The organism is Streptomyces sp. NBC_00885, from assembly GCF_045207475.1.
Classification (GTDB): Bacteria; Actinomycetota; Actinomycetes; order Streptomycetales; family Streptomycetaceae; genus Streptomyces.
In genome coordinates this window covers 2,250,024-2,269,034 of the sequence record NZ_CP108796.1, presented here as the reverse complement: position 1 = coordinate 2,269,034, position 19,011 = coordinate 2,250,024, and the positions used below count along the sequence as shown (strand labels likewise).

Sequence of the window (19,011 nt, the reverse complement as noted above, 5' to 3'; positions counted from 1 at the left end):
CCGGCGCGGATCGCACGGGGCGGGGCGAATCGGTGCTGTGTCTTCGCGGGGGGTGACCTCCGGACCCCCGCGAGAGACCCCACAGGGCGGGGCGAACCCGTGCTGTGTCTTCCCGGGGGACGACCCCCGGACCCCCGCGAGAGACCCCACAGGGCGGGGCGAACCCGTGAACTACCCGCAGGAGGGCACTAGATTGACGGGTGCACAGAGCGGGCCTGGCTGGTCAGGGGGCAGCAGTTCATGGATTCCGAAGGCACATTCGACGCACGCGGCACACGGTCCAACCCGGTGCCACGGCCGGCGAGGCCACCCGTCGCGCCCGGGATCCCGGCCATCCCCGGCCACGCCCCGACCACCCGCCCCGCCGTCGCCGAATGGCTGCGCACCCCCCGCCCGGCCGCCGAGCCCGGTGTCTGGCGGCTCGGCCACCGCGCCAGGCCCGAGGAGGAGCCCGAACTCGTTCCGGCCCGGCGGCTCTTCGCCGGCGCCCTCATCGCGCTGCTCAGCGGCTGGCTGCTGTGGTCACTGCTGTGGAACGGCTACCTGGGCCGCTACTGGATCTGGCCGCTGCTCGTCCTGACCCCCGACTCCTGGCGCTCCGACCCGCCCGTCTGGGCGACCGCCAGCTACGTCTACTACGCCATCGTGGGCGGCGCCCTGCTCGTGTTCTTCGCCCGGATCGGCCATGTGCCGGAGATCTGGCAGCGCTATGTGCTCCGCAGTGACAAGCTGCCCGCCGCCCCGCCGCCGCGCCCCGATGCCGACCCCGCCGACTGGCCGGACCTGCGCTCCGCGGGCCTCCTCGACGCGGCGCAGAGCCTTTCCGAGGCCACCCGCTCGGGCGCGCTCGGCGATGTCGACTACGCACGGATCCGGCGGGCCTGGCAGGGCGTCCATGCCCGCCCGGACCGGCTCGCCGCCTTCACCGACACCGTGCGCAAGCACGGCGCCGCCGCCTGCGCGCACCCTTCCGGCCTGCGCGACCTGCCCGTACGCACCGCCACCCACGACCTGGCCACCGCCCAGGTCAAGATCGGCACCGCCGTTGACGACGAGCGCAACCCCTACGCCCGCCGTACCACCGGAGTCGCGCTCGAACCCGCGCTCCTCGGAACCTCGCTGCTCGCCGTCGGGCCCTCCGGGTCCGGCAAGAGCGTGCGGCTCGTGCGGCCCGTCGTCGAGTCCATGTCTCTGCTCGCGCTCGCCAACCGCGCCGCCGTCGTCGCCGTCACGGCCTACGGCACCGGGCTCGCCCCCGACGACGCCTTCGACCTCGTCATCGGTGTCGGCCGGCCCGACTCCACCCATGACCTCGACCTCTACGGCGGCGCCGAGGACCCCGACGAGGCCGCCCGCGTACTCGCCGAGGCGCTGGTCGGGGACCTCGCCGCCACGCTGCCCGGCGGCGACAGCAGGCGCGCGGCCACCGCGCTGGCGCAGCTGATCGGGCCCTACCAGTGCGTGCACGACCACTTCCCGGCCGTACCCGAACTGCGCGAACTGCTCGGCGGCGCGCCCGCTGCCGTGGGCGTGCTGCGCACCGCACTGGAGGCGGCCGGGGAGGCGGCCCAGCTGCGTGAACTGGACGCCCGCGAACGGCAGTCGGCCCGCGCCGACGACATCGGCGTGCTGCTCGCCGAGCGCATCGCCTTCCTGGACCGGCCCGCGTTCGCGGAGTTCTTCCGCACCGACGGCGGCGGCCGGCAGTTCTCGCTGCGCGCCATCGAGCACCCGCTGCGGGTCCGCATCGATCTGCCCGAGCGCGGTCACGCCGAGGCCTCGCGGATCGTCGCGCGCCTGGTGCTCGCCCAGTTCAACGAAGCCGCGCTGACCCGCTCGGACCGCTCGCTCTTCGCGTGTCTCGTCCTCGACGACGCGACGTACACCGTGACCGCCGACTCGGTGCGCGCGGTCCAGCGGCTGCGCTCCGCCAACGCCGGTGTGCTGTTCGCGCTGCGCACGCTGGAGGACGTGCCGGAGCCGCTGCGCGGCCCGCTGCTCGGCGCGGTCGGCTGCCGGATGGCGTTCGCGGGGCTCGCGCCCTGGGACGGCGGCCGGTTCGCCGAGGCCTGGGGCACCGAGTGGGTGCAGACCCGGGACGTCACCAACCGGCAGATCATCTCCGACGAGCCCCTGACCAAGGCGCTGCACATGATGCGCCGCCTGGTGACCGGCAAGGCGGCCACGGCCGAGGCGGTCACGGTCCGCGAGGTCGAGCGGGCCCGCTGGTCCGCCTCCGACCTGGCGCACGCCGTGCCCGCCGGGCATGCGGTGCTCTCCCTGACGACCGTACGGGGCGAGCACGCACCGCCGCTCCTGGTGGATCTGCGGACCTGAACAGGTCCCCGTTGGACCTGGGCAGATCCCCGTACTGCTACGCCCTGGCAGAATCGGGGTAGGCCGTTCATACGGGACGGCGAAATCATCCGCATGTCTGCCTCTGCACCTCTGCTCGAAGGGCCCCCGGTCCCCATGCCGCCCACGCTCGCCTCGCTCGTCCAGCACTCGGCGCTCAAACTCACCGTGCGCGCCGGGGAGGACCGGCTGGAGACGCCCGTGCGCTGGGCCCATGTCAGTGAACTCGCCGACCCCGTGCCGTACATGGAGGGCGGCGAGCTGCTGCTGGTGACGGCGATGACCCTGGACGCCGAGGACCGCGAGGCCATGCGGCGCTATGTCCGCAGGCTGGTGGGCGCGGGTGTCGTCGGGCTCGGATTCGCCGTCGGTGTGTACTACGACGACATCCCGGACGCGCTGGTCGAGGCCGCGAAGGAGGAGGACCTTCCGCTGCTCGCCGTACCGCGGCGCACGCCCTTCCTCGCCATCAGCAAGGCGGTCTCGGCGGCGATCGCGGCCGACCAGTACCGCGCGGTGACGGCCGGTTTCGAGGCCCAGCGGGAGCTGACGCGGGCCGCGCTCGCCGAAGGCCCGGGGGCCGTCGTGGCCCGGCTCGCCGCGACCGTGGACGGCTGGGCCGCGCTGTACGACGCGTCCGGCGCGGTCGTCGCCGCGGCTCCCGAATGGGCGGCCCGCCGGGCCGCGCGGCTCACCGCCGACGTGGAGCGGCTGCGCGAGCGGCCGGCACCCGCCAGCGCGGTGGTCGGCGACACCGACGACGACCGGGTCGAACTGCAGTCGCTGGGCAGCGGACGGCGGGTCCGCGGCGCGCTGGCCGTCGGTACGGGAGCCCCGCTCGGTACCGCCGAGCGCTATGCCGTGCACTCCGCCGTCGCCCTGCTGACCCTCACCACCGAGCGCTCCCGCTCGCTCCAGGCCGCCGAAGAGCGCCTCGGCGCCGCGGTGCTGCGCATGCTGCTCTCCGGCCAGCAGGACCATGCCCGCGCGGTCGCCGGTGATCTGTACGGCGGGCTGCTCGACGCGCCCTTCCGGCTGATGATCGCCGAGCTCGCGGGCGAGCCGGACCCGGCTGCCGAGGACCCGCTGCCGGCCTTCGCCGAATCACTGGAGGCCGCGGCGTCCCGGGCCCCCGAGCCCCTGCTCGTCGTCCCCGACGTCGACGGCCGTCTCGTGGTGCTGGCCGCGGACGGCGGCGCGGTCGTCGCGGCCTGCACCGCGGCGTACGCCGACAAGGAGGCCGAGGATGCCGAGGTGGTCGTCGGGCTCTCGGCGCCGACCGGACCGATCGCCGCCGCAGGCGCGTACAAACAGGCCGAACAGGCGCTCTCGGTGGCCCGGCGCCGCGGCCGCGCCCTCGTCGAGCACGAGGAGCTGGCCGCCGGATCCGTCCTGCCGCTGCTCGCGGACGACGCGGTGCGCGCCTTCGCCGACGGCATGCTGCGCGCGCTGTACGAGCACGACGCGACCGGCAGGGGCGATCTGGTCGCCTCACTGCGCGCCTGGCTCTCCCGCCACGGCCAGTGGGACGCGGCAGCCGCCGACCTCGGAGTCCACCGCCATACGCTGCGCTACCGGATGCGCCGGGTCGAGGAGATCCTGGGCCGCTCGCTGGACGACCCGGACGTACGTATGGAGCTGTGGCTGGCGCTGAAGACGACGGCGGGCCCGGCGACCGAATAATCGGCGGGCGCCAGAGTTTCTTCCGGTTTTGTGCCCGAAGTCGGGCAAAATCATTGGAACGTGCCGACCGAAGTGCCTAAAGTCCTGCCTCGTGGCCACCAACTCCAGCACCTCCGAGGCTGGCGCTTCCCCCTCGGACACTCCCGCGCCCGACATCTCCGACGCCCTCGTGGCCGCCGAACCCCGCCGCCGGATATCCGGAGCCGTATGGGGCGCACTCGCCATCGTGTACGTCGTCTGGGGCTCCACGTATCTCGGTATCCGGGTCGTCGTGGAGACCATGCCGCCCTTCCTCTCGGCCGGGGCCCGCTTCATCGTCGCGGGGCTGATCCTCGCCGGGCTCGTGGCCTGGCGGCAGGGGGCCTCGGCACTCAAGGTCACCCGGGCCCAGCTCGCGTCCACGGCCGTGGTCGGCCTGCTGCTCCTGCTCGGCGGCAACGGCATGGTCGTACTCGCCGAGACCTCGGTGCCCTCCGGGCTTGCCGCCCTGCTGATCGCCGTCGTGCCCGCCTGGGTGGTCGTGCTGCGCAGGGCCGCCGGCGAGCGGCCCGGCCTCGGCGCCTATCTGGGCGTGCTGCTCGGGCTGGCGGGCCTGGCCGTGCTGACCCTGCCCGGCCTCAGTGGTGACGTGCGCCTGTGGGGCGTGCTCACCGTGATCGTGGCGACCGTCATGTGGTCGGTGGGCTCCTTCTCCTCCTCACGCATCCCGATGCCCGCCAATCCCTTCGCCGCCAGTGCGTACGAGATGGTCGCGGGCGGCATCGGCTGTCTGCTGGTGGGCCTCGGCCGGGGCGAGCAGTACGGCTTCGCCCTCGACGAGGTCTCCGGCCGCTCCTGGACTGCGCTCGGCTATCTCGTCGTCTTCGGCTCGGTCGTCGCGTTCACGGCGTACGCGTGGCTGCTGCACTCCGCGCCGCTGTCCCTGGTCGCGACGTACGCGTACGTCAACCCGGTGGTCGCCGTCCTCCTCGGTGCGCTGATCCTGCACGAGCCGCTGACCTGGCCGATCGCCCTCGGCGGTGCGGTCGTCGTGGCCGGGGTCTTCCTGATCGTCTCGACGGAACGCCGCCGCTAGTTCCCGGGCACGGCCGGTGAGGGGCGGGCGCCGGGCCCTGTCGCGGTCCATGCTCGCCACGAACCCGCTGACTGGCCAAACCGGCGGGCACGCCGCGCCCAGCACTCCACCCCGGACAAACGCCGATGCGCCCTCCCGCCCCTACCGTGGGGCAGAGACACCCCATCTATCTCGGAAGGGCCGGGACATGACCTCCACCCACGCCTTCTGGCTCGCCGGCCGCGAGGCCACCGGCGAGACCGCCCTCGACGTCACCTCCCCCTGGGACGGACGCCTCGTCGGCCAGGTCTCGGTCCCGACCGAGGCCCAGATCGAGGAGGCCGTGGCCGCCGCGCACGCCGTGCGGGACGAGTTCGCGGCCACCCCGGCCCATGTACGCGCCGCAGCGCTCGATCATGTGTCGCGCCGGCTCGTCGAGCGCACCGAGGAGATCGCCCAGCTGATCTCCGCCGAGAACGGCAAGCCGGTCAAGTGGGCCCGCGGTGAGGTCGGCCGTGCCGTCTCCGTCTTCCGCTTCGCCGCCGAAGAGGCCCGCCGCTTCAACGGTGGCGAGGCGCAGCGCCTCGACACCGACGCCGGCGGCCAGGGCCGTCTCGCGCTCACCCGCCGCTTCCCCAAGGGCGCCGTCCTCGGCATCGCACCGTTCAACTTCCCGCTGAACCTCTGCGCCCACAAGATCGCCCCCGCCATCGCGGTCGGTGTGCCGATCATCCTCAAGCCCGCCCCGGCGACCCCCCTCTCCGGCCTGATCATCGGCGAGCTGCTTGCCGAGACCGAGCTGCCCGCGGGCTCCTGGTCGGTGCTTCCGGTCCCGAACGACCAGATGCCCGCCCTCGTCCAGGACGAGCGCCTTCCGGTCATCTCCTTCACCGGCTCCGACAAGGTCGGTTACGCGATCATGGACTCGGTGCCTCGCAAGCACTGCACCCTGGAACTGGGCGGCAACGGCGCGGCCGTCGTCCTCGGCGACTTCGCGTCCGAGCAGGACCTGGACTGGGCGGCGACCCGTATCGCCACCTTCTCCAACTACCAGGGCGGCCAGTCCTGCATCTCCGTGCAGCGCGTGATCGCCGACGCCACGGTGTACGACCGGCTGCTGCCGAAGATCGTCGCGGCCGTCGAGGCCCAGGTCACCGGCGACCCGTCCGACAGCGCCACCGACGTCGGCCCGCTGGTCAGCGAGGACGCCGCCAAGCGCGTCGAGTCCTGGGTGGACGAGGCGGTGCAGGCGGGCGCGAAGCTGCTCGCGGGCGGCAAGCGCGACGGCGCCTCCTACGCGCCGACCGTCCTCACCGACGTCCCCGAGGACACCACGCTGGCCTGCGAGGAGGTCTTCGGACCCGTCCTCACCGTCCGGAAGGTCGACGGGGAGGCCGAGGCCTTCGCCGCGGTCAACGACTCCAAGTACGGCCTGCAGGCGGGTGTGTTCACGCACGACGTGCAGACCGCCTTCCGCGCCCACCGTGCTCTCGAGGTCGGCGGCGTGATCATCGGCGACGTCCCCTCGTACCGCGCGGACCAGATGCCGTACGGCGGGGCCAAGCAGTCCGGCGTGGGCCGCGAGGGCGTGCGCTACGCGATGGACGACTACACCTACGAGCGGGTGCTGGTCCTCACGGGTCTCGCGCTGTAACCGCGCGCTGCAACCCTGCGCGTCAGGACCGACGGCCGGAGCCCACTGTGCGGGGGCTCCGGCCGTTGCCGTTTTCTCCCGCACTTCCCTCCACTGCGGTACGCGGACTGGTGGAGAGGGCAGGAATCGGGTACTACGGACGAGTAGCACCGGTCGGTAGAGCGTGTGTGCCCCGGCCGACGCCCCGGAAGCCCCGACTCGCGGCGAGGTGAGCCTCATGTCCGCACCACTCGACACGACACAGACTCCGAAGGTCAGTGAGCGCGAAGCGCGACAGGTCGCCGAGGCCGCGCGCGAAAAGGACTGGCGCAAGCCAAGCTTCGCCAAGGAGCTCTTCCTCGGCCGCTTTCGCCTCGATCTGATCCATCCGCACCCGCTGCCCGCGGACGAGGACACCCGGCGTGGCGAGGCCTTCCTCGCCAAGCTGCGCGACTTCTGCGAGACGAAGATCGACGGGGCGCTGATCGAGCGCGAGGCGCGGATCCCCGACGAGGTGATCAACGGGCTCAAGGAACTCGGCGCGCTCGGGATGAAGATCGACCCGAAGTACGGGGGCCTCGGCCTGACCCAGGTGTACTACAACAAAGCGCTGGCTCTTGCCGGGTCCGCCAGCGCCGCCATCGGCGTGCTGCTCTCCGCGCACCAGTCGATCGGCGTACCGCAGCCCCTGAAGATGTTCGGCACGCCCGAACAGAAGGAGCGGTTTCTGCCGCGCTGCGCGCGCACCGACATCTCCGCCTTCCTGCTCACCGAGCCGGACGTCGGCTCCGACCCGGCACGCCTGGCGACCACGGCCGTGCCCGACGGGGACTCGTACGTCCTCGACGGCGTCAAGCTCTGGACCACCAACGGTGTCGTCGCCGACCTGCTCGTCGTCATGGCCCGGGTGCCGAAGAGCGAGGGCCACAAGGGCGGCATCACCGCCTTCGTCGTCGAGGCCGCCTCGCAGGGCATCACCGTCGAGAACCGCAACTCCTTCATGGGGCTGCGCGGCATCGAGAACGGCGTAACCCGCTTCCACCAGGTCCGGGTCCCCGCGGAGAACCGCATCGGCCCCGAGGGCGCCGGTCTGAAGATCGCCCTCACCACGCTCAACACCGGCCGCCTCTCGCTGCCCGCCTCCTGTGTGGCGGCCGGCAAGTGGGCCCTGAAAATCTCCCGGGAGTGGTCCGTCGCGCGCGAGCAGTGGGGCAAGCCGATCGCCAAGCACGAGGCCGTCGGCTCGAAGATCTCCTTCATCGCGGCGACCACCTTCGCCCTCGAGGCGGTGCTCGACCTGTCCAGTCAGATGGCTGACGAGGACCGCAACGACATCCGTATCGAAGGCGCGCTGGCCAAGCTCTTCGCCTCCGAGATGGGCTGGGTCATGGCCGACGAACTGGTCCAGATCCGGGGCGGCCGCGGCTTCGAGACGGCGGACTCCCTTGCGGCGCGCGGCGAACGGGCCGTGCCCGCCGAGCAGGTCCTGCGCGACCTGCGCATCAATCGCATCTTCGAGGGCTCTACCGAGATCATGCATCTGTTGATCGCCCGCGAGGCGGTCGACGCACACCTCAAGGTGGCGGGCGACCTGATCGACCCGGACAAGTCGCTCGGCGACAAGGCCAAGGCCGGCGCCCACGCAACCGCCTTCTACGCCCGCTGGCTGCCCAAACTGGTCGCAGGGCCGGGTCAACTCCCGCGCACGTACAGCGAGTTCCACCCTGCCGGCCATGCGGATCTCTCCGGCCATCTGCGCTACGTCGAACGCTCGGCCCGCAAGCTTGCCCGCTCCACCTTCTACGCCATGTCCCGCTGGCAGGGCAGGATGGAGACCAAGCAGGGCTTCCTCGGGCGCATCGTCGACATCGGCGCGGAACTCTTCGCGATGAGCGCGGCATGCGTACGCGCGGAGCTGCTGCGCAGGAGCGAGGACCACGGCCGCGCGGCGTACCAACTGGCCGATGTCTTCTGCCGTCAGGCCCGGATCCGTGTCGAGGAGCTCTTCACGCGCCTGTGGTCCAACACCGACGACCTGGACCGCAAGGTCGTCGACGGCGTCCTGTCCGGCACGTACACCTGGCTGGAAGAGGGCATCGTCGACCCCAGCGGCGAGGGCCCCTGGATCGCCGACGCGACCCCCGGCCCGTCCGAGCGCACCAACGTCCACCGTCCGATCCGCTGATTACTCGACCGCTCCGGCGTCCCTGCCCCACAATCGACCTCTGATCACGGATTACGGTCAACACGGAAACGGGGCAGGGATGTTCGGGGTGGGGAATCGGCAGGGCCCAGGGACGGCCGCCCTTGTGGCGGTCGTCCTCGGCGGTCTCGGCGCCTGCGACGGCGCCGAGGAGAAGAAGGCCGACGACAAGCCGTCCGCCGCCGTCCCCGCTGCCCTGACCGAGGCGCAGCTCAAGGCCGTCTCCTTCACCGAGGGCGAGAAGGTCGGCGCGTACACCGCCTCCGAGTACACCCTCGGCGGGCCGCTCGGGGAGGACTACACCGCCGATCCCGCCGTCTGCCAGCCCCTCGTCAGCCTCGCCAGGGGCGCCACCGCCCATGACCCCGCCGCCGAGGTCAACCGTGAGGTCGACGTACCCGGACAGATGGCCGGACTCAGCGTTGCCGTACAGCTGCGGTCGTACGAGAAGGGTCGGGCGGCCGCCGTCATGAAGGCCCTGGCCACCGCGGGAGCCTCGTGCGCCGGGGGCTATGTCGAGGAGCGCGCCCTCGCCAGGGCGAAGGTCCTCACCGTGGAGCCCGTCAGGGCGCCCGCCTTCGGGGACGAGGCCAGGGCGTACCGCTTCACCGTCCTCGATGTGAAGGGGAAGCTGAAGCTGTACGAGTACCTGACCGTCGTCCGCTCGGGCTCGGCCACCCTGTCCTTCCGCGCCGAGTTCCTCGGTACCAAGGACATCGGGAAGGTGCCCGAAGAGGTCATGAACGCCCAGTGGGAGAAGTTCGGTGCGGGCGCGAAGAGCGGCGCATAGGGACGCACTGTCCAGTCGGACAGCAGTTACGGCCACAATGGGGTCATGAGCGACAGCCCATCCCCCCTCGCCGACCCGCATCTCGCCTTCGACGCGACCGAAGGCCGCCGCGACATCGTCGTACTCGGCTCCACCGGGTCCATCGGCACCCAGGCCATCGATCTGGTTCTGCGCAACCCCGACCGCTTCCGCGTCACCGCGCTCTCCGCCGCCGGCGGGCGGGTCGGACTCCTCGCCGAGCAGGCGCGGCAGTTGCGGGTCGACACGGTCGCGGTGGCCCGCGAGGACGTGGTGCCCGCACTGCGCGAGGCGCTGGCCGAGCAGTACGGCTCCGAACCCGTACCCGAGATCCTGGCGGGCCCCGACGCCGCCTCCCAGCTCGCCGCATCCGCCTGCCACACCGTGCTCAACGGGATCACCGGCTCCATCGGTCTCGCACCCACCCTCGCCGCCCTCGAAGCGGGCCGCACCCTCGCCCTCGCCAACAAGGAGTCGCTCATCGTGGGCGGGCCGCTGGTCAAGGCGCTCGCCAAGCCCGGCCAGATCATCCCCGTCGACTCCGAGCACGCCGCACTCTTCCAGGCGCTGGCGGCCGGGACGCGAGCCGATGTGCGCAAGCTCGTGGTGACGGCCTCCGGCGGCCCCTTCCGCGGCCGTACCCGCGCCGAGCTGGCCGATGTCACTCCCAAGGACGCCCTCGCGCACCCCACCTGGGCGATGGGCCCGGTCATCACCGTCAACAGCGCGACGCTGGTCAACAAGGGCCTTGAGGTCATCGAGGCGCATCTCCTCTACGACATCCCCTTCGAGCGCATCGAGGTCGTCGTCCACCCCCAGTCCTACGTCCACTCCATGGTGGAGTTCTCGGACGGCTCCACCCTCGCCCAGGCCACCCCGCCCGATATGCGCGGCCCGATCGCCATCGGCATCGGCTGGCCCGAGAGGGTCCCTGACGCCGCGCCCGCCTTCGACTGGACCAAGGCCTCGACCTGGGAGTTCTTCCCGCTCGACACCGAGGCATTTCCCTCGGTGGGACTCGCCAGGCACGTGGGGGAGCTGGGTGGAACAGCCCCGGCGGTGTTCAATGCCGCGAACGAGGAGTGCGTGGACGCTTTCCTCACAGGGCGGCTGCCGTTCAACGGAATCATGGATACGGTCACCGAAGTCGTCACCGAGCACGGTGTGCCCGCCAGGGGAACCCCGCTCACGGTGGCGGACGTCCTGGAAGCGGAGACCTGGGCCCGGGCACGGGCGCGGGAACTGGCAGTGAAGGCGACAGCGGAGGCTCGCGCATGACGATTCTGTTGACGGTTATCGGCATAGCTCTCTTTGCTGTGGGCCTGCTGATTTCCATCGCCTGGCACGAGCTCGGCCATCTGTCGACGGCGAAGCTCTTCGGCATCCGGGTGCCCCAGTACATGGTCGGCTTCGGCCCGACCATCTGGTCCCGGCACAAGGGCGAGACGGAGTACGGGATCAAGGCCATCCCGGCCGGCGGCTACATCCGCATGATCGGGATGTTCCCGCCCGGCGACGACGGCCGGATCGAGTCGCGGTCCACCTCGCCGTTCCGCAGCATGATCGAGGACGCCCGCTCGGCGGCCTTCGAGGAGCTCAAGCCCGGCGACGAGAACCGTCTGTTCTACACGCGCAAGCCCTGGAAGCGCGTGATCGTGATGTTCGCGGGACCGTTCATGAATCTGGTCCTCGCCGTCGCGATCTTCCTCGGCGTCGCGATGGCGTACGGCTTCGCCACCCAGACCACCGAGGTCGCGGGCGTACAGAAGTGCGTCATCTCGCAGAGCGAGGACCGTGACACCTGCAAGAAGGGCGACCCTGTCTCGCCCGCCCAGGCCGCGGGCCTGAAGGTGGGCGACAAGATCGTCGCCTTCAACGGAGAGCCCGTCAGCGACTGGACCACGCTGTCCAACCACATCCGCGAGACGATCGGCCCGGCCGACATCACCGTCGAGCGGGACGGCAAGCAGCAGGTCCTCAAGGCCACGCTCGCCAAGAACCTGGTGGTCAGGAAGGACTCGGACGGCGAGCCCGTTCCCGAGGACTTCGTCGAGGCCGGCTATCTCGGCTTCGCGGCGCGGACCGAGATCCTGCCCCTCTCCTTCACCGACTCCGTGGACCGCATGGGCGACATGATCGAGAACGGCGTCGAGTCCATCGTCGCGCTTCCGTCCAAGATCCCCGACCTGTGGAACGCGACGTTCTCGGACGGCGAGCGCAAGGCCGACTCCCCGGTGGGCGTGGTCGGCGCGGCCCGCATCAGCGGTGAGGTGCTGAACCTGGACGTCCCGACGCAGAGCATCATCGCGACGTTCATGATGCTGCTCGCGGGCTTCAACCTCTCCCTGTTCCTGTTCAACATGCTGCCCCTGCTGCCGCTGGACGGCGGACATATCGCGGGAGCTGCGTGGGAGTCCGTACGCCGCAACATCGCCAAGGTGTTCCGGCGTCCCGACCCGGGTCCCTTCGACGTCGCCAAGCTGATGCCGGTCGCCTATGTGGTGGCGGGAATCTTCATCTGCTTCACCCTGCTCGTGCTGGTCGCCGACATCGTCAACCCGGTCAAAATCAGCTGAGTGATCCCTTTGGTGACGGCCGGACACCCTTTGTGTCCGGCCTTCGCCTTTGTGTGGCGTTTCCCTTGCGATGTGCTCGGGTCAACGTCCGTGCCGTAATCTCGGAGCCTGGAGCCCGCCGATCTCGGGACCTCGATCCACACCTTGGGGTTGCACAGCAGATGACTGCAATTTCTCTCGGAATGCCGTCCGTTCCGACGAAGCTCGCCGACCGGAGGGTCAGTCGCAAGATCCAGGTCGGCTCCGTGGCCGTCGGCGGGGACGCCCCCGTGTCCGTGCAGTCGATGACGACGACCCGGACCTCCGACATCGGCGCGACGCTTCAGCAGATCGCCGAGCTGACCGCGTCGGGCTGCCAGATCGTACGTGTCGCCTGCCCCACCCAGGACGACGCGGACGCGCTCGCCACCATCGCGAGGAAGTCCCAGATCCCCGTCATCGCGGACATCCACTTCCAGCCGAAGTACGTCTTCGCCGCGATCGACGCGGGCTGCGCCGCGGTCCGGGTCAACCCGGGCAACATCAAGCAGTTCGACGACAAGGTCAAGGAGATCGCCAAGGCGGCGGGCGAGGCCGGCACCCCGATCCGTATCGGCGTCAACGCGGGCTCGCTGGACACCCGGCTGCTGAAGAAGTACGGCAAGGCCACCCCCGAGGCGCTCGTCGAGTCCGCGCTGTGGGAAGCGTCCCTCTTCGAGGAGCACGGCTTCCGCGACATCAAGATCTCGGTCAAGCACAACGACCCGGTCGTCATGGTCAACGCCTACCGGCAGCTCGCCGCCCAGTGCGACTACCCCCTCCACCTCGGTGTCACCGAGGCCGGACCCGCCTTCCAGGGCACCATCAAGTCCGCCGTCGCCTTCGGCGCGCTGCTCTCCGAGGGCATCGGCGACACCATCCGGGTCTCGCTCTCCGCCCCGCCCGCCGAAGAGGTCAAGGTCGGCATCCAGATCCTGGAGTCCCTCAACCTCAAGCAGCGCCGCCTGGAGATCGTCTCCTGCCCGTCCTGCGGCCGCGCCCAGGTCGACGTCTACAAGCTCGCGGACCAGGTCAGCGCCGGTCTGGAGGGCATGGAGGTGCCGCTGCGCGTCGCCGTCATGGGCTGCGTCGTCAACGGCCCGGGCGAGGCCCGAGAGGCCGACCTCGGCGTCGCCTCCGGCAATGGCAAGGGCCAGATCTTCGTCAAGGGCGAGGTCATCAAGACCGTGCCCGAGTCGAAGATCGTCGAGACGCTCATCGAAGAGGCGCTGAAGATCGCCGATCAGATGGAGAAGGACGGCGTCCTCTCGGGCGAGCCCGAGGTCTCCGTCAGCTGACAACGAGGTACGGGCCCCGTTGTACGCCTCAGGGCGTTCAGCGGGGCCCTGCGCTGAGCTCGGCAGCCCCTGGACCTGCCAGGTACAGTTCGGAGATCAGCAGACCGTATGGTGAGGCCCCCTCGTGTTGACGCAGACCACCACCCGGGTCCTCGACCCCAGTGACCTCGGCGCAGCGCTCGCCATCCTCGAGAGCGAGCCTGTCGCCAACGCCTTCATCACGTCGCGCGTCCAGGTGGCCGGACTCGACCCGTGGCGCCTGGGCGGCGAGATGTGGGGCTGGTACGCGGACGGGCGGCTGCGCTCGCTGTGCTACTCCGGTGCCAACCTCGTCCCCATCTGTGCCACCCCCGAGGCCGTGCGCGCCTTCGCCGACCGGGCACGCAGAGCGGGCCGGCGCTGCTCCTCCATCGTCGGCCCCGCCGAGCCCACCTCCCAGCTGTGGCGGCTGCTGGAGCCGAGCTGGGGTCCGGCCAGGGACGTACGCGCCAACCAGCCGCTGATGGTCACCCAGCAGATTCCCGAAGGCATCGAGCCCGACCCGTACGTCCGCCGGATCCGTAAGGACGAGATGGACGTGATCATGCCGGCCTGCGTGGCGATGTTCACCGAGGAGGTCGGCATCTCGCCGATGGCCGGCGACGGCGGACTGCTCTACCAATCCCGCGTCGCCGAACTCGTCGGCGCCGGTCGGTCGTTCGCCCGCATCGACGACGGCCAGGTCGTCTTCAAGGCCGAGATCGGCGCGGCCACCAATGAGGCCTGCCAGATCCAAGGCGTCTGGGTGGCACCGGAGTTCCGCGGCCGCGGGCTGTCCGAGACCGGCATGACGGCCGTGCTGCGCTACGCCCTCGCGGACGTCGCCCCGGTCGTCAGCCTCTACGTCAACGACTACAACACAGCAGCCAGAGCGGCATACCGCAGGGTCGGCTTCAGTGAGGTCGGCGCCTTCATGAGCGTGCTGTTCTGACCTCGAGCCGCGCAAAGTAGGGTTCGCGCATGGCAGCACTCTCAGGCGGTGGACCGCAGACTCCCAGCGTCGTCGTGGCCCCGGTCGATCTCTCCGCGCGGATCGACGAAGCGCTCGCGGTGCAGGCCCTCGCTTTCGGGCTCAGCGACGACGAGGTCGGCGTGCGCCGCCATATCGTCCACCGGCATCTCCTCCACCCCGGCGCGCGTGCGCTGGGGGCGCTGACGGAGACGGGACGACTCGTCGGCTTCGTGTACGGCATGCCCAACAGCCGCACCCACTGGTGGTCCACCGTTGTCGAGCCGTATCTGCGCCGCAACGGCGCCGACAGCTGGCTCGACGACTCCTTCGTGATCACCGAGCTCCATGTCCACCCCGGCTTCCAGGGGCGCGGCATCGGCCGCTCGCTGATCACCACGATCACCGACAGCGTCAAGCAGCCGCGCTCGATCCTCTCCGCGATCGACATCGAGAGCCCGGCCCGCGGCCTGTACCGCGCGCTCGGATACCAGGACCTCGCGCGCCAGGTGATGTTCCCCAGTGCACCCAGTCCGTACGCCGTGATGGGCGCCCCGCTGCCGCTGCTGCGCGACAACTGATTTCCGCCTACCGGTGCGGCCCGGCTAACCTCCTGCTCATCACACATTCCGAGCAGGAGTTCACCATGGCCCAGGTCCAGCGCATGTCCCGTCTGATGGTCAAGACACTGCGCGACGACCCGGCGGACGCCGAGACGCTCAGCCACAAGCTGCTGGTGCGCGCCGGTTACGTCAGGCGCAACGCCGCCGGTATCTGGTCCTGGCTGCCGCTGGGCAAGAAGGTCCTGGAGAACGTCACTCGCGTGGTGCGCGAGGAGATGGACGCGATCGGCGCGCAGGAGGTGCTGCTGCCGGCGCTGCTGCCCAAGGAGCCCTACGAGGCGACGGGCCGCTGGGAGGAGTACGGCGCGGAGCTCTTCCGCCTCCACGACCGCAAGGGCGCGGACTACCTCCTCGGCCCGACGCACGAGGAGATCTTCACCCAGCTCGTCAAGGACCAGTGCACGTCCTACAAGGACCTGCCCGTGATCCTCTACCAGATCCAGACGAAGTACCGCGACGAGGCGCGTCCGCGTTCGGGCATCCTGCGCGGCCGCGAGTTCCAGATGAAGGACTCGTACTCCTTCGACACGAGCGACGAGGGCCTGGCCGAGTCGTACGCGCTGCACCGCGAGGCGTACATCAAGACCTTCCGGCGCCTGGGACTCGAGCACCGCATCGTCTCGGCGGTCTCGGGTGCGATGGGCGGCTCGGCGTCGGAGGAGTTCCTGGCTCCGGCCGCGGCGGGCGAGGACACCTTCGTCTACTGCCCCTCCTGCGACTACGCCGCGAACACCGAGGCCGTGACCTTCGCGGCCGAGGCGGTCGACTCCGCCGGGCACGGTCCCGTCGAGGAGCTGGACACCCCCGACACCCCCACGATCGAGTCCCTCGCCGAGCACCTGGGCGTCCAGGCCTCGGCCACGCTCAAGAACCTCCTGGTCAAGGTCGACGGCGAGATCGTCGCGGTCGGCGTGCCGGGCAACCGCGAGGTGGACCTGGGCAAGCTGTCGGACCACCTGGCCCCCGCGGAGGTCGAGCTGGTCACCGCGGAGGACTTCACGGGCCGACCCGACCTCGTACGCGGCTACGTCGGCCCGCAGGGTCTGGAGAAGGTCCGCTACATCGCCGACCCGCGGGTCGCGCCCGGCACCGCGTGGATCACCGGCGCGAACAAGCCTGACACGCACGCGCGCAATGTCGTCGCGGGCCGGGACTTCACGGTCGACGACTACCTCGACGTGGTCGTCGTTGAGGACGGCGACCCGTGCCCCAAGTGCGGGGCGGGGCTGAAGCTCGACCGCGCCATCGAGATCGGCCACATCTTCCAGCTGGGCCGCAAGTACGCCGACGCCTTCCAGCTCGACGTCCTCGGCCAGAACGGCAAGCCGGTCCGGGTGACCATGGGCTCGTACGGCATCGGCGTCTCCCGCGCGGTGGCGGCCCTGGCCGAGCAGACGGCCGACGACAAGGGTCTGTGCTGGCCGCGCGAGATCGCCCCGGCGGACGTCCACGTGGTCGCCGCGGGCAAGGCGCTCCAGACGGAACTGGCCCTGGAGGTCGCGGACCAGCTGGCGGCGGCGGGCCTGCGGGTGCTCGTCGACGAGCGGCCGGGCGTCTCGCCGGGTGTGAAGTTCACCGACGCGGAGCTGATCGGCGTCCCGAAGATTGTGGTGGCGGGACGTCGTGCGTCGGAGGGCGTGGTGGAACTGAAGGACCGCCGGACGGGTGAGCGCGAGGAGCTCACGGTGGCGGAGGCGGTGTCGCGGCTGCGGGGCTGACGCCTGCGGCGGGCCCCCGGGGGCGCTGCCCCCGGACCCCGCTCCTCAAACTCCCCCAGACTTCGTCCGGGGGGACCCCCACGAGGCTGGAGTGTGCGGCTGGGCTGCACATTTCAGCCCGTCCGGCGTTTGAGGACACGCGCGAAGCGCGTATGGGGGTCTGGGGGCTTGCCCCCAGTTCGGGAAGGGGCGGGGTGGGGAACTACAACCAGCCCGCGAACTCCAGCGCCAGTTCGCCCTCCTGCCGCCGCCCCGCGGCAATCGCCCGCGTGCCCGACTCCACCGCCCGGAACAGCGTCCACCCCCGCAAACGGTCCGCGTCCACCTCGAGCGAGTCCGCAAGCCTGTTCACCCTGCGGCGGGCCGCCGACGCGCCCGCCGCGGAGGCGATCAGGTCCTCGACGCGGTCGCGGACCAGCCGGGCCAGGTCGTAGGCGCGCTCTCCGACCAGCGGCTCGGGGCCGACCGTCAGCCAGGGGGTGCGGTCGGCCGCGAGGACCTTGCCCTGGCGGAAGTTGCCGTGCAGCAGCAGGAGTTCGGGGGAAAGAGCGGTGAGCTCGTCCCGCGCCGCGAGCGCCGCCGAGACCAGCCCGGCCGTCGACCCGGACCCCGGCCCCGGCTCCGCGGACGCCCGCATCGACTCCGCCTGACGTGCCGTCCGTTCCGCGACCGTCTCGAAGTCGTGGCCCGCCGGAGGCTCGACCCACAGCCGCCGCACCGCCCCCGCCGCCTCCAGCAGCGCCTTGGCCTCCGGCAGGGACCGCAGCGAGACTTCCGGATGCAGCCGTTCGAGCAGCAGCGCGCCGTCCGCGGCGCCGAGGAGACGGACCGCGCCGAAACCGTCCCAGTGTGCGAGCGCCGCCTGCTCCAGTGGCGGGGACGCGGAGGGCGGGGCGACCTTGAGGGTCGCGGCCGTGCCGTCGGGCTGCCGTACGAGAACGACCAGACTGCTCCGTCCGCCGGGTGCCATCACCCGCTCGACGTCCAGCTCCCAGCGGTCCGCCGCCTCCTGGACGGTCTTGGGCAGCTGCCCGAGCCAGTCGTCACTCTCACCCAGAGCCCGGACGAGCCGCTGCGGCGCTTCGAAAGCCATGCGTTCGTTGATCCTTTTCCCCTTCAGCCTGTTCGACTCCCGGACCGCTCGGCGAGCCCAGGAAAGGCTACGCCGCTGCCGCGCCAGCGCACTGCGCGGACCGCCGCCTCGCGCAGCGCGCCCGCGGCCTCCTTCCGCAGCGGTCCGCCCGCGGCCCGTACGAGGTCGGAGTAGACGTTCGCGACCCGGTCCTCCAGCACGGCGGCGAGCCGCAGGGCCGCGGCCGCGTCCGGGACCGGAAAGGGCAGCGCGTACGCGGCGGCCGACGCGGCGGGCTCGCCGCCCAGGTCCCGGGCCGTGCGGGCCAGCGCGTCGCGGCGGGCCCGGTGCGCGGCGTAGGCGGCCCTCACCTCGGCCTCGCGTGCCTCGCCGATCCGTCCCCCGACGACCCCGTACCCGTACACCGCCGCGTGCTCGGCCGCGAGCGCGGCCTGTATGGCGTCAAGCGTGCTCATCGCGAGCCCCCTTCGTCAGCAGGTACTCATGCGCGGCTCCGGCCGCCGCCACCGAGGCGAGCAGCCGTGCCAGCTCCGGCTCCGCGTCGAGGAGCGCGGCGGAATACGCGTCGCCGGTGCGGCGCTCGGCCGCGGCCAGTGATCTGAGCGCGGCCGGGGCAGCGGCGGGAACCGGCAGGGCAGGCGCCACCCGTGTCGTCCCGCCGAGCGCCGTGACATGCTCGGCGACCGCGGCCCGCAGAGCGGCCAACTGCCCTGCCAGGGCCGGATGTTGCGCGATGACGGCGTCGTACTGGTCACGCAGCGCACCGCTCGCAGCGGCGAGCCGCCGCCGCAGCGCCGCCTCCGCACGCGCCGGATCGGGAGCCGGGCCGGCGGTCCGCCGGCGCTCCGGCTCCTCGTTCGAACAGCCCGTCAACGCCGTGACCGCGACCGCACCCGTCGCGATGAGCGCACGCCTGCGTGTCGTCGCCGTGCGCTCCACGCCTGTCTCCCTACGACCAGTG

Annotated in this window: 15 protein-coding genes; 12 read left to right on the top strand and 3 right to left on the bottom strand. The window is 71.3% G+C overall.

Going from position 1 to position 19,011, the window contains the following annotated elements; translation table 11 throughout:
- Positions 1-240 precede the first annotated feature (240 nt).
- From OHA61_RS09835 to OHA61_RS09780, 12 genes are all read left to right on the top strand, one after another.
- Positions 241-2,337: an ATP-binding protein gene (locus OHA61_RS09835; protein ID WP_406302756.1), complete on the top strand. Its 2,097-nt coding sequence runs from the start codon at positions 241-243 to the stop codon at positions 2,335-2,337.
- 135 nt (positions 2,338-2,472) lie between these two features.
- Positions 2,473-4,038, top strand: a complete 1,566-nt coding sequence (locus OHA61_RS09830; RefSeq protein WP_361903611.1) for a PucR family transcriptional regulator — start codon at positions 2,473-2,475, stop codon at positions 4,036-4,038.
- 154 nt (positions 4,039-4,192) lie between these two features.
- Complete coding sequence (locus tag OHA61_RS09825; RefSeq protein WP_406307308.1) at positions 4,193-5,113, top strand: EamA family transporter; 921 nt, start codon at positions 4,193-4,195, stop codon at positions 5,111-5,113.
- A gap of 187 nt (positions 5,114-5,300) precedes the next feature.
- Positions 5,301-6,746 carry an aldehyde dehydrogenase family protein gene (locus OHA61_RS09820; RefSeq protein WP_324982237.1) on the top strand — a complete coding sequence of 482 codons (1,446 nt, stop codon included), beginning with the start codon at positions 5,301-5,303 and terminating at the stop codon, positions 6,744-6,746.
- A 217-nt stretch (positions 6,747-6,963) separates the two neighbouring features.
- Positions 6,964-8,910, top strand: a complete 1,947-nt coding sequence (locus tag OHA61_RS09815) for an acyl-CoA dehydrogenase family protein (protein WP_406302755.1) — start codon at positions 6,964-6,966, stop codon at positions 8,908-8,910.
- Positions 8,911-8,998: 88 nt separating this feature from the next.
- The gene (locus OHA61_RS09810) at positions 8,999-9,718 is read left to right on the top strand and encodes a hypothetical protein (protein ID WP_406302753.1); all 720 of its coding nucleotides are present in this window, start codon (positions 8,999-9,001) and stop codon (positions 9,716-9,718) included.
- Between the two features lie 45 nt (positions 9,719-9,763).
- On the top strand, positions 9,764-11,014 hold the full coding sequence (gene dxr, locus OHA61_RS09805; RefSeq protein ID WP_406302751.1) for a 1-deoxy-D-xylulose-5-phosphate reductoisomerase: 1,251 nt from the start codon (positions 9,764-9,766) through the stop codon (positions 11,012-11,014).
- Positions 11,011-12,312, top strand: coding sequence for a M50 family metallopeptidase (locus OHA61_RS09800; RefSeq protein WP_406302749.1), 1,302 nt, complete (start codon positions 11,011-11,013; stop codon positions 12,310-12,312). The genes dxr and OHA61_RS09800 overlap by 4 nt, the downstream gene beginning before the upstream one ends.
- Positions 12,313-12,473: 161 nt before the next feature.
- On the top strand, positions 12,474-13,628 hold the full coding sequence (gene ispG / locus OHA61_RS09795; RefSeq protein WP_406302747.1) for a flavodoxin-dependent (E)-4-hydroxy-3-methylbut-2-enyl-diphosphate synthase: 1,155 nt from the start codon (positions 12,474-12,476) through the stop codon (positions 13,626-13,628).
- Positions 13,629-13,755: 127 nt separating this feature from the next.
- Complete coding sequence (locus OHA61_RS09790) at positions 13,756-14,598, top strand: GNAT family N-acetyltransferase (RefSeq protein ID WP_406307307.1); 843 nt, start codon at positions 13,756-13,758, stop codon at positions 14,596-14,598.
- A gap of 29 nt (positions 14,599-14,627) precedes the next feature.
- Positions 14,628-15,197, top strand: a complete 570-nt coding sequence (locus OHA61_RS09785; protein ID WP_406302745.1) for a GNAT family N-acetyltransferase — start codon at positions 14,628-14,630, stop codon at positions 15,195-15,197.
- A gap of 65 nt (positions 15,198-15,262) precedes the next feature.
- Positions 15,263-16,957 carry a proline--tRNA ligase gene (locus OHA61_RS09780; protein ID WP_406302743.1) on the top strand — a complete coding sequence of 565 codons (1,695 nt, stop codon included), beginning with the start codon at positions 15,263-15,265 and terminating at the stop codon, positions 16,955-16,957.
- A 202-nt stretch (positions 16,958-17,159) separates the two neighbouring features.
- Here the strand turns inward: OHA61_RS09780 and OHA61_RS09775 are convergent, their stop codons facing one another.
- From OHA61_RS09775 to OHA61_RS09765, 3 genes are read right to left on the bottom strand one after another with little or no spacing between them, the layout of a single operon-like run.
- Entirely contained in the window at positions 17,160-18,050 is an 891-nt protein-coding gene (locus tag OHA61_RS09775) for an aminoglycoside phosphotransferase family protein (protein ID WP_406302741.1), read from the bottom strand.
- A 23-nt stretch (positions 18,051-18,073) separates the two neighbouring features.
- Positions 18,074-18,505 carry a ferritin-like domain-containing protein gene (locus OHA61_RS09770; protein ID WP_361912090.1) on the bottom strand — a complete coding sequence of 144 codons (432 nt, stop codon included), beginning with the start codon at positions 18,503-18,505 and terminating at the stop codon, positions 18,074-18,076.
- Positions 18,492-18,989, bottom strand: coding sequence for a hypothetical protein (locus tag OHA61_RS09765; RefSeq protein ID WP_406302739.1), 498 nt, complete (start codon positions 18,987-18,989; stop codon positions 18,492-18,494). The genes OHA61_RS09770 and OHA61_RS09765 overlap by 14 nt, the downstream gene beginning before the upstream one ends.
- Between the last annotated feature and the right edge of the window lie 22 nt (positions 18,990-19,011).